The sequence below is a fragment of the Sutcliffiella horikoshii genome (assembly GCF_019931755.1).
Classification (GTDB): domain Bacteria; phylum Bacillota; class Bacilli; order Bacillales; family Bacillaceae_I; genus Sutcliffiella_A; species Sutcliffiella_A horikoshii_E.
Genome location: NZ_CP082918.1, coordinates 3,597,737 through 3,611,765, shown reverse-complemented (window position 1 = coordinate 3,611,765; position 14,029 = coordinate 3,597,737). Strand labels below are relative to the sequence as shown.

Below are 14,029 nucleotides of genomic sequence, written 5' to 3'. Positions count from 1 at the left end.
CAAGCACCGCCCCGTGGAAAGCGAATAACTGGAACGGAAATTAACCGGGAGTACCAATTAAATAAAATATCCGCGAAAATTCGACTTTCCCCCCATATATTCGTTATAATTTGAGGGTATCATACACAAGGCGGAAAAGGTTGCTATCACTTTCTATTTGTTATAAGATTGTAATGAGAATAAAATGAGAATTAAAACAAGAATGTGTTTTCATATAGGAACACAAGAACATTGGAGGTTACAGTTATGGGTTCAACGTTAACGATTAAAGATTTACATGTATCCATTAATGATAAAGAGATTTTAAAGGGTGTAAATCTTGAAGTAAAAGGCGGAGAGATTCACGCAATCATGGGTCCTAACGGAACAGGAAAGTCTACGCTTTCTTCTGCAATCATGGGACACCCGAAATATGAAGTAACAAGCGGAAGCATCACATTTGATGGTGAAGATGTTCTTGAAATGGAAGTGGATGAGCGCGCGCAAGTTGGCTTATTCCTTGCCATGCAATACCCAAGTGAGATCAGCGGTGTAACAAACGCGGACTTCTTGCGTTCTGCTATCAACGCTCGCCGTGAAGAGGGCGATGAGATTTCCCTAATGAAATTTATCCGTAAAATGGATAAGAACATGGACTTTTTGGAAATGGATCAAGCAATGGCACAGCGTTACCTGAACGAAGGTTTCTCTGGTGGGGAAAAGAAACGTAACGAAATTCTTCAATTGATGATGATCGAGCCTAAGATCGCTATTCTTGATGAGATTGACTCTGGTCTTGATATCGATGCATTGAAAGTTGTTTCTAAAGGAATCAACGAAATGCGCGGAGACGACTTCGGTTGCCTTATCATCACTCACTACCAACGTTTATTGAACTACATCACTCCTGACCACGTTCACGTAATGATGCAAGGACGTATCGTGAAGTCCGGTGGTAAGGAATTAGCGCAACGTTTAGAGGCAGAAGGTTACGATTGGATTAAGCAAGAACTAGGTATCGAAGACGAAACAGTCGGTCAAGAAGCGTAAGCAAGGAGGATTATCATGACGTTAGAGACGAAATTACCGTTTGATCAAGACTACCTCACTAACTACTCCAAAGAGTCAGGGGAGCCTCAGTGGCTGTTAGATCTTCGCTTACAAGCTTATTCCTTGGCAGAAGAGCTGCCATTACCTAAGCCGGATAAGACGAAGATTACAAACTGGAATTTTACAAACTTCCAGAAGCACACTGTAGAAACTTCCATTACTTCTTTGGACCAATTGCCTGAAGACGTAAAGGCGTTAGTAGATGGAGAAAATATATATGTTCAAGTGGATAACACACCAGTTGTATCCACTGTGAAAGAAGAATTAAAAGCACAAGGCGTTATCTTTACAGATATCATCACTGCTGCAAAAGAGCACAGTGACCTTGTGAAAAAATACTTCATGCAAGACGGTGTAAAAGTAGATGAGCACAAGCTGTCCGCTTTACACGCTGCACTAATGAACGGCGGAGCATTCCTTTATGTTCCGAAGAACGTTGTTATTGAAGAACCGATCCAAGCGATCTACCTTCAAGACCAAGCAGAAGCTGTGTTCAACCACGTATTGATCGTGGCAGAAGACAATAGTGCGGTTACTTATGTAGAGAACTATCTGTCCAACAACGATGGCGAAGGTTCCATCTTCAACATCGTGACGGAAGTTATCGCTAACGGAAACTCTAAAGTTCAATACGGTGCTGTAGACAACCTTGGAAAAGGTGTGACAACTTACGTAAACCGCCGCGGAGTCGTTGGACGTGACGCGACACTTGAGTGGGCACTTGGCCTGATGAATGATGGCGACACTATCTCTGAGAACGTAACAAACCTTTTGGGTGACGGCTCTGTTGGAGATACAAAAACAGTGGTAGTTGGACGTGGAGAGCAAAAGCAAAACTTTACAACGAAGGTTGTACATTTTGGCAAAAACTCTGACGGTCAAATCCTTAAGCACGGTGTGATGAAAGACAGCGCAAGCTCTGTTTTCAACGGAATCGGTAAAATTGAGCACGGTGCATCCAAGTCTAATGCCGAGCAGGAATCCCGCGTGTTAATGCTTAGTGAAAAAGCTCGTGGAGACGCTAACCCTATTCTTCTAATTGATGAAGATGATGTAACAGCAGGTCACGCAGCATCAGCGGGTCGCATCGATCCACTTCAGCTTTACTACCTGATGAGCCGCGGAATTTCCAAGAAGGAAGCGGAGCGCTTAGTAATCCACGGATTCTTGGCACCTGTAGTAAATCAATTGCCAATCGAGTCGGTTAAGAACCAATTGATTGATGTAATTGAAAGGAAAGTGAAGTAATGAATATCCAGGAGATACGTCAGCAGTTTCCGATTTTGCATCAAGAGGTCAATGGAAATCCGCTTGTGTATCTGGATAGTGCTGCTACATCTCAAAAACCGCTTGCGGTTATTGAGGCGTTGGAGAAGTACTATAAAGGGTATAACTCCAATGTTCATCGAGGAGTTCATACTTTGGGTACGAGAGCGACAGACGGTTACGAAGGTGCACGTGATAAGGTGAAGAACTTTATCAACGCGTCCCACAGAGAAGAAATAGTCTTCACTCGTGGAACAACGACCGCTCTAAACCTTGTAGCTGGGAGCTATGCACGCGCTAACCTGAAGGAAGGCGACGAAATAGTTATCACTTACATGGAGCATCATAGTAATATCATTCCATGGCAACAGGCGGCAAAAGCCACTGGTGCTACTTTAAAATATATCCCACTGACAGAGGACGGAAGCCTGTCCTTATCAGATGTGGAAGCTACCATTACGGAAAACACGAAAATTGTTTCCATCATGCAAGTTTCTAACGTATTAGGAACCATCAACCCGATTAAGGAGATCGCTGAAATTGCCCATAAAAACGGTGCAATCATGGTGGTCGACGGTGCCCAGAGTACACCGCACATGAAAGTAGATGTGCAGGATTTAGACTGTGACTTCTTCGCATTGTCCGGTCATAAAATGGGTGCTCCAACGGGTATCGGTGCACTTTACGGGAAAAAGGATTTGCTTGAGAACATGGAACCAATTGAGTTCGGTGGGGAAATGATTGATTTTGTCGGACTGCAGGAATCCACTTGGAAGGAGCTGCCTTGGAAGTTTGAAGGAGGTACCCCGATTATTGCGGGTGCGATTGGACTTGGAGCAGCAATTGACTTCCTGGAGCAGGTGGGAATGGACAATATCCTTGCCCATGAACATAAGCTTGCAGATTATGCGATGAACCGCATGTCCGAAATTGAAGGAATCACGATTTACGGTCCGCAAAAAAGAGCGGGACTTGTTACATTCAATATAGACGACGTACATCCACATGATGTAGCTACAGTGTTGGATGCTGAAGGAATTGCTGTTCGTGCGGGACATCACTGTGCACAGCCATTAATGAAGTATTTAAACGTTTCTTCCACTGCACGTGCTAGTTTTTACCTGTACAACACAGAGGAAGAAATTGATAAGCTAGTAGCATCATTAGTGAAAACAAAGGAGTACTTTAGTAATGTCTTTTAATAATTTAGATACTCTCTATCGTCAAGTGATTATGGATCATTATAAAAATCCGCGCAACAAAGGGACAATAGAGTCTGACAGCATCACTGTCGACATGAATAACCCTACATGCGGTGACCGCATCCATTTGACACTTCAAGTGGAAGATGGAAAAGTGGCGGATGCAAAGTTCGATGGCGAAGGATGTTCCATTTCCATGGCATCTGCATCCATGATGACCCAAGCGGTAAAAGGGTTAGAAGTGGAAAAGGCGCTTGAGCTATCCCAGATCTTTTATGATATTATGTTAGGCAAAGAGTACGATGACGAAGCGATGGACTTAGGGGATCTCGAAGCACTTCAAGGTGTGGCGAAGTTCCCGGCACGTATTAAATGTGCCACTCTTGCATGGAAAGCCATGGAAAAGGGAGTCAAATCGGAATAAGCAAGGCAAGATAGGGAGTGATAGTGCGGCATTATTTGCCTCACTGTTGCTCACCTCTTGAATGGAGGGAATAAAATGGCGAAAAAAATGCCTGAAATCGGCGATTACAAGTATGGTTTTAAGGACAAAGACGTTTCCATTTTCCGTTCCGGCCGTGGTCTTACGAAAGAGATCGTTGAAGAAATCTCTCGTATGAAGGAAGAGCCTCAATGGATGTTGGATTTCCGTCTTAAATCATTAGAACATTTCTATAACATGCCAATGCCACAATGGGGCGGCGATTTGAACAGCTTGAACTTTGATGAAATTACGTATTACGTAAAACCGTCTGAGAAGTCTGAGCGTTCTTGGGATGAAGTACCTGAAGAGATCAAGCAGACGTTTGACAAATTAGGTATCCCTGAAGCAGAACAAAAGTATCTTGCAGGTGTATCTGCTCAGTATGAATCTGAGGTTGTATACCACAACATGCAAGAAGACTTAGAAGATCTTGGTGTAGTGTTTAAAGACACAGACACCGCGTTAAAAGAAAATGAAGACATCTTCCGTGAGCACTTCGCGAAGGTAATCCCGCCGACAGACAATAAGTTCTCTGCACTGAACTCTGCAGTATGGTCTGGTGGATCTTTCATCTATGTACCAAAAGGTGTGAAAGTGGAAACTCCACTACAAGCATACTTCCGAATCAACTCTGAGAACATGGGTCAATTCGAGCGTACGCTTATCATCGTAGACGAAGGCGCACACGTACACTATGTAGAAGGCTGTACAGCACCTGTTTACACAACAAACTCCCTTCACAGTGCGGTAGTAGAAATCATCATCAAGAAAGATGCTTACTGCCGTTACACGACGATTCAAAACTGGGCGAACAATGTATACAACCTAGTTACGAAGCGTGCAGTGTGTGAAGCTAATGCAACAATGGAATGGATTGATGGTAACATCGGTTCCAAATTAACGATGAAATACCCAGCGGTTATCCTTAAAGGTGAAGGCGCTCGTGGTATGACTCTTTCCATCGCATTAGCTGGTAAAGGCCAACACCAAGATGCAGGTGCGAAAATGATCCACCTTGCACCAAACACGTCTTCCACAATCGTTTCTAAATCCATCTCCAAGCAAGGTGGTAAAGTAACATACCGTGGAATCGTACACTTTGGTAAAAAAGCTTCCGGCGCACGCTCTAACATCGAGTGTGACACGCTAATCATGGATAACCAGTCTACTTCTGATACGATCCCTTATAACGAAGTGTTTAACGACAATGTTTCTCTTGAGCACGAAGCGAAGGTATCCAAAGTATCCGAAGAGCAACTGTTCTATCTAATGAGCCGTGGCCTTTCTGAAGAAGAAGCAACAGAAATGATCGTAATGGGCTTCATCGAGCCATTCACAAAAGAACTACCAATGGAATACGCAGTAGAAATGAACCGTCTGATCAAGTTTGAGATGGAAGGTTCTATAGGATAATTTAAACCTTAATATAACAATGTTTTTGAGTGGTGGTATCATCTTATGATACTGGAATGATACCATTTCCCTCTAAAATTTCATCAAAAACACTCATAGCCGAATGCTTACGTTCCACATATAAGTGGCCGTAAGTGTCGGCTGTTTCTTTTATATTCTCATGACGCATGAGCTCCTTCACCAGGTAGATATCCACTCCTTTATTGATTAGATACGCTGCAAAACTGTGCCTGAGAGAATGGATCCGAAGATCTGGGAAAACATCTTTATATTTTTTGTGATAGTGATTGTAATGGTATGGTTTCATACCGCCAAACACATAGTAATTCTCATTGAATCCATAAATTTTTTCAGAGGATTCTTTTTTTATAGTTGTCAACATATCCACAACCACTCTAGGGATGGGGATAACTGCTTCGCTAGCTGCTGTTTTCACAGATCCTTCTTTCTTTTCATTTAAACTCCAGGCTTTATTAATGTCAATTTCTCTATTATCTAAGTTTACGTCCACCCACTTTATGGCCATTGCTTCTCCAATCCGAAGCCCAGTATAAAACATGAGGATTGTCATTTCTTTGTAGTAGTGCATATCAATAGCCTCAACACGAACATCAAACTCTTCACGTTTAATAAAATCTACTTTCTTTTTTCCACGAGGCATTGCTGGAACTTGGAGCGTGGGATCCCGACGCAAATTGAAGAACTTCTTCGCATGATTAATTAGGACTTTAAAATTGGCAAATATGGTCCTTGCACTTTCCAATGATTTTAACTCATCTGAAAGATATCGTTGGAATTCCAATACTTGTTGAGTAGTAATGTCTTTTAATTTAAGATGGCCGAACCTCGGCTTGATATGCCGGTTGTATTCGTGGGTGCGTCTACGAATCGTTTTGTCTTTATAGCTTTTGTAACTGATGTTATGCTCAAATACTTCATCCAGCGTAACATTATCCGAAAAGGCATCTTGTATGCTCGCCAAAAAATCAGCTTCGGCAAGAACCGCCTCTCTTCTCTTTCTAAATCCTCTTTTTAATTTTTGCTTACTTTTTCCGTACATATCTTTATATCTCGTCTTGTAGTACCAGGTGTCTCTTTCTTTATCTTTATAAACCGGCACAGTGTACCCTCCTTTGAAGTTGTTCCAATCTTTCTTGGCATAGTTCATGAGTTACTTTGAACACACTAGCCATATTATCAACGACATACGGATCATCTATGTCTATAAACTGCAGCATGTGATAAGGAATGGCAGCATACCGTACAAAATTCCTTGCATCCCATTCCTGCAGATCATGAAAATCTCTCGGCATGATTCCCAACTGCCAACCGCTATGCCGTAGTAGATGGCATAGTTCATGATAAAATTGTTCACGTTGCATTTCTACTGGTAATCGTTGGTCAATGTTTATGGATTGGAACCGTCCGTTCTCGTAGCAGACGGATCTTATCGGCTTTGTTGTAAGGAATATTCTTAAGTCTCGTGCAATCTTCTTTTCTGAAATTTGCTCCGGCTTAAATATTTGTAGCCTTTTAAATAAATTCGATATTGCTATTTCCAATGGCATCGGCGAGTAGCTATTCACTTGTAAATCTCCTTTATTTGTATATTGTAATACAATTATACAAACAAGTGTTCGTGTTTACAACAAAAAGAAAGAGCCCAATAAGTGGGCTCTAGGATTCATTAGGAATACTTTCACTGTTTTCCTTAACCTTTTTCGCTAAAGTCAATTGTTTTTCCTGGAGATACCTTACTCTTGCAAAGGAAGAAATAATAACAAGGTTAACAAAAACGATGGCGATAATTGTTATAAAAGTATAGTTCCCATTAGGATCAGATGCTTCTAATTGGAAAGTATACAACTGTACTAAATCTTTCATAAAGAACCAATCAACTAACAATATGAAAATTAGGGACGCTGGCAGACTCCTAAGAACTTCTGTTAGGTTGAATTCATTAGGTACTGTCAAGTAACTTTTACTCGCTTAATCTTATCAATAAAAAGACCAAGAGCGCCAGCTGTACTTGCAACTAAGAGTGTTGAATCAATGGGTGACGGGAGAAAATTTAAACCTATAACAGAAATAAAAGATGTTGCAGCAAGGCCTGATAATAATAGAGCACTATAATTATAAGTCTTCCTGATTTTCTTATCTATCTCATCTAATGTATTGACCATGGACAACACACCCTCTTTCTCCTCAATATGACTAGTATCTATTATATCAGTAATTTGAGGGGAAAGAACACTGTCCGTAAGCCTATTTACGGCAATTTTCGCCAAAATATCACTTGAAAATTGTTCATTTACGATATTATGACTTTCAGAATAAGGAGTACCAAAATTATAAGCAATCAATTTACTGTTTTGTTGTATGTTTTTGATAGGGATTCGCTCTTCTTTATAACTTATAGGAGACTCTTGGGAATTATTATTCACCATGTTATGATGAACGGAATCTGTATCTAGCATCCCATGTTGTAATATTGCTGACGTCGTAAACACCATTATTGCCACTTGATTACTTATTACTTTATTGAGTACTCGTTTATAGTAAGTATTACTTTCTTTTTCAATACATTCCCCTTCCTCAGTTTCATAACGATGAGGAGAGATAATTTTCACAATTCCATTTTCAATAATAACCGTAGGGCTGCCCATATTTACATTTTTTCCTGGGGATAAACAAGTACTGGAAATTCTCCAAGAGGCTCGCCGTTTAAGGATACCTTAGCAGTATATTTACCTTCTACTCGGAAAGCGATGTTCCTAAAATCCATATTAAATATAAATCCATTTGCTTCTTTAGGAAGTCGTGAATCTAAAGTTAGATTCGGAGGAAGTTAAGCATCTCTAATATCTATAAGGGCATTTTCGGCCGAATTAGGTGATAAAAATTGAAAACTAAGTTTATGCTTCCTTTCTGGATCTACACCTAAAAAACCAAATGTAACTGCGAATGAATAAGTACCTGGTACGAAATGTGGTCGAAATAGATTTTGCGGATTTATTACATGCATTGTTGCTCCGCCATTCTGGTTAGGCATTTCTTTGACATCGTCTGAAAAAGCAAAAGTAGTTACATATGGTTTCATAATAATTTCCTCCGAGACATTTTTAATTCACAAATAGCACCCAATAAACAGGAGTGTCTTTTCTCCGTTGTCTTATAGCATTTATGTATAATTTGTTCCTGTTGTTATTAAATTCCACAGTCTATAAAGTTTCTTGAGAAAAACTTCTCAAATTGAGAAGTGAAAGGGAAAAAATAAAATCCTAACTCCACACTTCGGCTGCGCCTCGCTTCGTTTTGATTCTCTTCTTTGCCAATATTGTATATTTTACTTACTTAATCTTTTTTCTCATTCTCCTGCTTTGCCTTCATCCTCATGAACTCCAGATACTTCTTCAGCTCTTCCATTTCCTCTGGTGTTATATCTTCCTTGTCAAAAAAGAATAAGGATTCGTTTTCGGATTCTGGTTTAAGGTCCTCGTTTTCCATTTCCATATATCCTGCTACCTGAAGTAAACGATTAACAGGATATTTATAAGCTTTAGCCAAACGTTGTAGGGTATCTGCAGAAGGATGAATAGGTTTTTTTGTTCCTCTTCTATAACCATTTTCTATATCAGATATATAGGAATGACTCAGGCCTGTTCGTTCACCGACGGATCTAAGTGATTCTTTTCCCCTTAAATTTCTTAGTAAATTTCCTAGTTCATTCATAATTTGAATTCCCCTTGTAAACTCTATACTACATATTGTAAAACAAAGATTACAATTAATTAAGCAATATGCGAAAAAGAATCGTAAAACATAGTTGACAAAAATTCAGACATGTCGTACACTTGTAATTGTAAGACATGTACGACAATACTGAGAGGTGAATAATTTGAAAAATAGAATCAAATACCTTAGAAAAAGCGAGGGGTTTGACCTTACACAACAACAGTTAGCCGAAGCCTTGAATGTTTCTAGACAAACAATTGTATCGATTGAGAACGGTGGAAATACTACTGCAGAATTAATGTTAAGAATTGCAAATTTCTTTGACAAAGACCCACGTGATATTTTTTTTGCAAGTGATGTCGTACATGTCGAACAAAAGCAGAACCAAATAATTTAATGTACAAAAGTAGCATTTACCAACATTACAAATTTCATGAAAGGAGGCTCTTTGGTGAAACACTTCTACACGTCGAAAGAGGTTAAAGATATGTTGGGACTTAACACCCTCCGAACTGCTCAACTGCGGATCCAGTCGCTAAATGAAGAATTGTCATCCAGGGGTTACTGGATTGAAAGAGGAAAGGTGCCAATCAAGTTTTTTCATGAGAAATATCCATATGTGGAGAAGGAGGGGAGCGCGTGAAGTTCGATGTAAAGAATTTTGTTCTCTTAGAGGTTGGAGAACACAAGGAGGGGCAAGCAATGATTCAAAACAAAATCGATTTTGAAGAGCTGCAGGAGAAAACGTCGGGTGAGTTTGTAGAGAAAGTAAAACATATTCTTAAATTCTACTCACTAGAAGATGACAGATTTCTAATAAAAGATGTGCGCGATGGAATTAAAGTTATTTTTTCTGGTATCGGCGCAATAACAGTTTTGGAGTATCGATTTATTACTGGGCACATCCAAGAAGATTGCTTAGCCACTCAGGATGTTCGGTTATTCTACGACATGCCATTTGAGATGAAAAAGGAGGTTGCCTCGTGTCAAAGCACATAACACACCGTATTGAGTATTACACTCGCAAAGTTGCGCAAAGAGCAGCTATTCATCCAGCTAAGAAGCAGCCTCGGTCATTTATGTACCGCAGTTATCGCTTAATGGCGTACAAAAAAATGATGCACGAAGAGATCAGGAAGTACCAGGAGGCCCACCTATGAGTAACCTACACTTGGTACACCTTATCCGACATATCCAGAGTGAGCTTGTAGACCTGCATACGACTATGAAAACAAAAGATGTGGCATCAGGTGAAGTAGAAGAAACGTTAAAGGATATTATCCTCACCATTGATATGAATAATCCTTCTTATGAGTTTGAGGATTGATTACTACACTGTTGCTTGTTGCAGCTGCAGGTACTCTAGGACTTACCTATCTCATCTATAAGCTAGATAAACAGGGCTAACCACCCTACTTTTTTTACCCAATCTGGCGAAAAATGCTGTTGAATGATGTCAAGTTATCGGATAACAGAAAAACGTTGTCATTTTGCGCCGTACCAAAGTCGAACGGAGGTGAAATATACAAGTATTTGGCCTACCTTCTAAACCGGTAATCAGGAAATCTATTAATCTAAACTTTGACGAGACCATCTTTGTAATAGAACGTGAGAATACAAGAAATAGCACGTTAGTGGCCATCAGGGAAATTAAGGAGAACGAGCAAGTGGTTGCAGAGAGCAGGCTGGATAATAACCAGGTCGAGGAGCTCATACAAGCGTTGAGGCAAATATTGCCGGGAGGGGAAGGTTAATGAATCAATTACAGCAAGTTTTCCAATTTGGAATGAACCAAGTTAGAACCGTGGTTCAAGGGGAAGAAATCTTTTTTGTAGCAAAGGACGTTGCCGAGGTCTTAGGTTATACCAATCCACAAAAAGCCATCAGGGATCATTGTAAACGAGTGAACGAAACGTTCATACCCACCAATGGAGGAGATCAGCTGACGAAGGTGATATCTGAACGCGATGTGTACCGCCTGGTGATGCGTTCCAAACTACCAAGTGCTGAGAAGTTTGAAGAATGGATTGTAAGTGAAGTTTTACCGTCGATTAGAAAACATGGCGGATACTTAACTCCGGAAAAGGTGGAAGAAGCGCTATTAAATCCTGACACCCTCATTCGTTTAGCTACCAATCTTAAAGTGGAACAGGAAAAACGTTTGGCTGCTGAAAACATGGTGTTAGAAAAGAACAAGGTGATTGCAACCCAATACAAGAATTTGCAAGAACAGCGCCCTAAGGTAATTTTCGCCGATGCAGTAGGAGCCTCCAGAACTTCTATTCTGGTTGGAGAACTAGCCAAGTTGTTGAAGCAGAATGGCATTGAAACAGGACAGAAACGATTGTTCCACTGGTTACGAGATAACGGTTATCTTATCCGAAGAAAAGGAACAGACTTTAATATGCCAACACAGAGAAGCATGGAAATGGGCCTGTTTGAAATTAAGGAAACGTCCATTACTCACAACTACGGTCATATTAGCATCAGCAAAACCCCAAAGGTCTCCGGTAAGGGGCAAGTGTATTTCATTAATAAGCTCATTGCCGCGGAGATAAAAACATCATGAATCTACATAAACAAGTACTCCCCAGAGATTTAAAAATGGCAATTAAACTATACAAATGTTGCCACACCTGCCTAAAGAAAAGCGCCATTTATTTTAAGAAAGATAATTTAGACCAAGCTGATTGGTGGATGAACGAGTTCCATCGATGCAAACGAGAATTAGATCAGTTGCTGGAAAAGAAAGTGATGATCGACAAGAGAAAGAAGTTCATAAAAAAACTCATAGAAGAAGGGCATAACGTGGAAATGGTCTTCTGGGAAGGGAGAAAAACTAATGAATAAACTAGAGATTACTGGTTCGGAACGCTTCATTCTTCAAGCAGCACTTGCGAGGTATGTGAAATGGCTGGGTGGGTTGGAAACCAAGAGAGGATACGTCCCTTATGCCCTAGTAGCATTCAGGAAGCTTGCTAAGGAGAAACAGCCTTTAGTGGACGGCGGAGAGATGATTACGTATGTAGATGCTTTGAGGAATAGAGCTAATGTGTTTTTTGGACAAGGTAGATTGAAAGATAGCGAGTTTTTGCATGAATTAGCAAGGAAGATTGATTTGCAAAGACAATACTACCAGTACACGAATGGCCCGAAAATAGAAAAAAGCAGCTAGTGCTACCAACACTTAGCTGCGTCGAAAATTACAGGTAGCAATATTATAGCACATCCTATTGTGCTCCAGCAAACTGAATTGCTGGGTTGATCATGAGGACTTGTGGCCCCCCTTTTCTATGGGTCTTTGTGGTCAACCCAGTGCTTCAGTAGCACTAACCATTTGAAAGGGGTGAGAACGATGTAAGAGACAAATAAAAAGGATGATCCGCTATAGCCCAGCGAGTCATCCATCTAAAAATCATAGTATCTGTTGATTTTACCTTTAATTCAAAAATATTTCAATCACAAGGTGGAGAGATGGATATGGAGTACAGGGTGGGCATACCCGATTGCTACGTCTGGATGACAGAAGGAAGGCGTAATAGGGGCGAATTATTCAAAAGGTATGTGATAGGCTATGTGGCTCGTTATCACCACGATATGGAACTTGTGAAGATCCAGGGAACCGTAGCCATTTGCCAGAAGAGAAAGGAGCGAGAATAGACGTATGAGCTATCCAGAAGAGATAACAGCATTTTATGACCAACTAGAAACCAATCCCTTGTCATCGTCGGCAATAGCATTGTGGTATGCACTTGTGTACAACAAAATGAAAGTCGGGAAATTAGAGAAGTTCTCTGTAGCTAGGTCCATTCTTATGGAAAGGTCGGGCTTAAAATTAGGAGCTTTTAAGAAAGCTAGAAATGAATTAATGAGTAAGAATTACATCCAAATGGAACCAAGAACTGGTGGTCAATCTTCTGTTTACCATCTACCTCTATGGTCAAAATATGACCAAGAAAAACCCCTTGGGTCAAATAGTGACCAAGGTAGTAGCCAGGGTAGTGACCAAGAAAAACCTCTTGGGTCAAATAGTGACCAAGGCAGTAGCCAAGATAGTAGCCAAGGTAGTGACCCATTATATAGACAGATAGATAGAAAGATAGATAGACAAGACGAACCGAAATCAAAATCCACTTGGAGTGAAATTTTGGAGGAATGGAAAACCGTCTTTGGTTTCGACATCAAACCAAACCATGCTGAGCGCCTAGGAACTTACATAGATCATGACGGCATGGCAGAATCGTTAATACTCGAAGGAATTGAACGAGTACGGCAATCGGACAAGAAGGTCATGAATTACCTTTGGACCACTTTATCCAACTGGGCTAAGGCTAATGTCAAGACCATTGCTGACTTACAAATGTACGAGAGGCAACGGTCGGACGGAGAAGGAGGAGCACCTTTCTCCAAGAAACAAAGCAATTTGGATTTTCTTGCTGAATACAAGCGAAAGAGAGGCATCGGGACTTAAAAGGGGGTAGGAAACAACGTGACAGAAGAACAAAGCTTGGAAATATTGGAGCATATCGCAGCAGCCTATGACCACTTTAAGTTAAGCGAAAAACGCGTCAACGTCTGGAGCGAACAATTAAAAAACATGGATTTCAAAGGAGTTCTGCATAATCTCAATAAGCACATCGGTACCAAGAAGTTTCCGCCAACCATCGCGGACATTGCGGCCAAACTACCAGAGAAGAATAAGTTTTTGGAAGAGCAGAAGGACTGGCGCCAAGAGGTACAGCATGCAAGGGCATCAGGCAACCAGAAAACTTTTATGGATTATCTTTCACCAGATATCAAGGCGAAATACCAACCGTTGATCCAGGAGGAAAAATAACGC

At 40.6% G+C, this 14,029-nt stretch carries 20 protein-coding genes; 14 read left to right on the top strand and 6 right to left on the bottom strand.

Annotation, left to right across the window (positions count from 1 at the left end; translation table 11 throughout):
• Positions 1-246 precede the first annotated feature (246 nt).
• From sufC to sufB, 5 genes are all read left to right on the top strand, one after another.
• Positions 247-1,029 (top strand): Fe-S cluster assembly ATPase SufC, encoded by a 783-nt coding sequence (gene sufC / locus K7887_RS18645; RefSeq protein WP_088019426.1) that lies wholly within the window; start codon positions 247-249, stop codon positions 1,027-1,029.
• Between the two features lie 15 nt (positions 1,030-1,044).
• The gene (sufD, locus tag K7887_RS18640) at positions 1,045-2,337 is read left to right on the top strand and encodes a Fe-S cluster assembly protein SufD (RefSeq protein WP_223491128.1); all 1,293 of its coding nucleotides are present in this window, start codon (positions 1,045-1,047) and stop codon (positions 2,335-2,337) included.
• Complete coding sequence (locus K7887_RS18635) at positions 2,337-3,557, top strand: cysteine desulfurase (RefSeq protein WP_223491127.1); 1,221 nt, start codon at positions 2,337-2,339, stop codon at positions 3,555-3,557. Before sufD ends, K7887_RS18635 begins: the two co-directional genes overlap by 1 nt.
• A complete protein-coding gene (gene sufU / locus K7887_RS18630; protein ID WP_010196645.1) occupies positions 3,547-3,981 on the top strand; it encodes a Fe-S cluster assembly sulfur transfer protein SufU in 435 nt (144 codons plus the stop codon). The genes K7887_RS18635 and sufU overlap by 11 nt, the downstream gene beginning before the upstream one ends.
• A 75-nt stretch (positions 3,982-4,056) precedes the next feature.
• Positions 4,057-5,454 carry a Fe-S cluster assembly protein SufB gene (gene sufB, locus K7887_RS18625; protein WP_010196644.1) on the top strand — a complete coding sequence of 466 codons (1,398 nt, stop codon included), beginning with the start codon at positions 4,057-4,059 and terminating at the stop codon, positions 5,452-5,454.
• Between the two features lie 43 nt (positions 5,455-5,497).
• On the opposite strand, the gene K7887_RS18620 is transcribed toward sufB, so the two are convergent.
• The 6 genes from K7887_RS18620 to K7887_RS18595 all read right to left on the bottom strand — a co-directional run bounded on the left by K7887_RS18620 (position 5,498) and on the right by K7887_RS18595 (position 9,186).
• Positions 5,498-6,574 (bottom strand): site-specific integrase, encoded by a 1,077-nt coding sequence (locus K7887_RS18620; protein ID WP_223491126.1) that lies wholly within the window; start codon positions 6,572-6,574, stop codon positions 5,498-5,500.
• The gene (locus K7887_RS18615) at positions 6,561-7,040 is read right to left on the bottom strand and encodes an ImmA/IrrE family metallo-endopeptidase (RefSeq protein WP_223491125.1); all 480 of its coding nucleotides are present in this window, start codon (positions 7,038-7,040) and stop codon (positions 6,561-6,563) included. The genes K7887_RS18620 and K7887_RS18615 overlap by 14 nt, the downstream gene beginning before the upstream one ends.
• A gap of 91 nt (positions 7,041-7,131) precedes the next feature.
• Entirely contained in the window at positions 7,132-7,428 is a 297-nt protein-coding gene (locus K7887_RS18610) for a hypothetical protein (protein ID WP_223491124.1), read from the bottom strand.
• Positions 7,425-8,120 carry a hypothetical protein gene (locus tag K7887_RS18605; protein WP_223491123.1) on the bottom strand — a complete coding sequence of 232 codons (696 nt, stop codon included), beginning with the start codon at positions 8,118-8,120 and terminating at the stop codon, positions 7,425-7,427. The genes K7887_RS18610 and K7887_RS18605 overlap by 4 nt, the downstream gene beginning before the upstream one ends.
• Positions 8,121-8,302: 182 nt before the next feature.
• Positions 8,303-8,554 (bottom strand): hypothetical protein, encoded by a 252-nt coding sequence (locus K7887_RS18600; protein ID WP_223491122.1) that lies wholly within the window; start codon positions 8,552-8,554, stop codon positions 8,303-8,305.
• Between the two features lie 254 nt (positions 8,555-8,808).
• Positions 8,809-9,186, bottom strand: coding sequence for a helix-turn-helix domain-containing protein (locus tag K7887_RS18595; protein WP_223491121.1), 378 nt, complete (start codon positions 9,184-9,186; stop codon positions 8,809-8,811).
• Positions 9,187-9,352: 166 nt separating this feature from the next.
• Here K7887_RS18595 and K7887_RS18590 point away from each other — a divergent pair, with 166 nt between their 5' ends.
• From K7887_RS18590 to K7887_RS18550, 9 genes are all read left to right on the top strand, one after another.
• Positions 9,353-9,586 carry a helix-turn-helix transcriptional regulator gene (locus K7887_RS18590; RefSeq protein ID WP_223491120.1) on the top strand — a complete coding sequence of 78 codons (234 nt, stop codon included), beginning with the start codon at positions 9,353-9,355 and terminating at the stop codon, positions 9,584-9,586.
• A 54-nt stretch (positions 9,587-9,640) separates the two neighbouring features.
• On the top strand, positions 9,641-9,832 hold the full coding sequence (locus K7887_RS18585; protein WP_223491119.1) for a hypothetical protein: 192 nt from the start codon (positions 9,641-9,643) through the stop codon (positions 9,830-9,832).
• Positions 9,829-10,188, top strand: a complete 360-nt coding sequence (locus K7887_RS18580; protein WP_223491118.1) for a hypothetical protein — start codon at positions 9,829-9,831, stop codon at positions 10,186-10,188. Before K7887_RS18585 ends, K7887_RS18580 begins: the two co-directional genes overlap by 4 nt.
• A gap of 157 nt (positions 10,189-10,345) precedes the next feature.
• Entirely contained in the window at positions 10,346-10,516 is a 171-nt protein-coding gene (locus K7887_RS18575; RefSeq protein WP_223491117.1) for a hypothetical protein, read from the top strand.
• 426 nt (positions 10,517-10,942) lie between these two features.
• Entirely contained in the window at positions 10,943-11,758 is an 816-nt protein-coding gene (locus K7887_RS18570; RefSeq protein ID WP_223491116.1) for a phage antirepressor, read from the top strand.
• A 35-nt stretch (positions 11,759-11,793) separates the two neighbouring features.
• A complete protein-coding gene (locus K7887_RS18565) occupies positions 11,794-12,039 on the top strand; it encodes a hypothetical protein (protein WP_223491115.1) in 246 nt (81 codons plus the stop codon).
• Positions 12,032-12,364, top strand: a complete 333-nt coding sequence (locus K7887_RS18560; protein WP_223491114.1) for a hypothetical protein — start codon at positions 12,032-12,034, stop codon at positions 12,362-12,364. Before K7887_RS18565 ends, K7887_RS18560 begins: the two co-directional genes overlap by 8 nt.
• Before the next feature lie 489 nt (positions 12,365-12,853).
• Positions 12,854-13,660, top strand: a complete 807-nt coding sequence (locus K7887_RS18555; RefSeq protein WP_223491113.1) for a DnaD domain-containing protein — start codon at positions 12,854-12,856, stop codon at positions 13,658-13,660.
• Between the two features lie 18 nt (positions 13,661-13,678).
• Positions 13,679-14,026 (top strand): replicative helicase loader/inhibitor, encoded by a 348-nt coding sequence (locus K7887_RS18550; protein WP_223491112.1) that lies wholly within the window; start codon positions 13,679-13,681, stop codon positions 14,024-14,026.
• Positions 14,027-14,029: the final 3 nt, after the last annotated feature.

What these genes read in the sequence shown, in the direction of transcription:
- sufC (WP_088019426.1), top strand. Translation starts at nt 247, where the DNA reads ATGGGTTCAACGTTAACGATTAAAGATTTACATGTATCCATTAATGAT.
- sufD (WP_223491128.1), top strand. Translation starts at nt 1,045, where the DNA reads ATGACGTTAGAGACGAAATTACCGTTTGATCAAGACTACCTCACTAAC.
- K7887_RS18635 (WP_223491127.1), top strand. Translation starts at nt 2,337, where the DNA reads ATGAATATCCAGGAGATACGTCAGCAGTTTCCGATTTTGCATCAAGAG.
- sufU (WP_010196645.1), top strand. Translation starts at nt 3,547, where the DNA reads ATGTCTTTTAATAATTTAGATACTCTCTATCGTCAAGTGATTATGGAT.
- sufB (WP_010196644.1), top strand. Translation starts at nt 4,057, where the DNA reads ATGGCGAAAAAAATGCCTGAAATCGGCGATTACAAGTATGGTTTTAAG.
- K7887_RS18605 (WP_223491123.1), bottom strand. Translation starts at nt 8,120, where the DNA reads ATGGGCAGCCCTACGGTTATTATTGAAAATGGAATTGTGAAAATTATC.
- K7887_RS18600 (WP_223491122.1), bottom strand. Translation starts at nt 8,554, where the DNA reads ATGAAACCATATGTAACTACTTTTGCTTTTTCAGACGATGTCAAAGAA.
- K7887_RS18595 (WP_223491121.1), bottom strand. Translation starts at nt 9,186, where the DNA reads ATGAATGAACTAGGAAATTTACTAAGAAATTTAAGGGGAAAAGAATCA.
- K7887_RS18575 (WP_223491117.1), top strand. Translation starts at nt 10,346, where the DNA reads ATGAGTAACCTACACTTGGTACACCTTATCCGACATATCCAGAGTGAG.
- K7887_RS18570 (WP_223491116.1), top strand. Translation starts at nt 10,943, where the DNA reads ATGAATCAATTACAGCAAGTTTTCCAATTTGGAATGAACCAAGTTAGA.
- K7887_RS18565 (WP_223491115.1), top strand. Translation starts at nt 11,794, where the DNA reads ATGGCAATTAAACTATACAAATGTTGCCACACCTGCCTAAAGAAAAGC.
- K7887_RS18560 (WP_223491114.1), top strand. Translation starts at nt 12,032, where the DNA reads ATGAATAAACTAGAGATTACTGGTTCGGAACGCTTCATTCTTCAAGCA.
- K7887_RS18555 (WP_223491113.1), top strand. Translation starts at nt 12,854, where the DNA reads ATGAGCTATCCAGAAGAGATAACAGCATTTTATGACCAACTAGAAACC.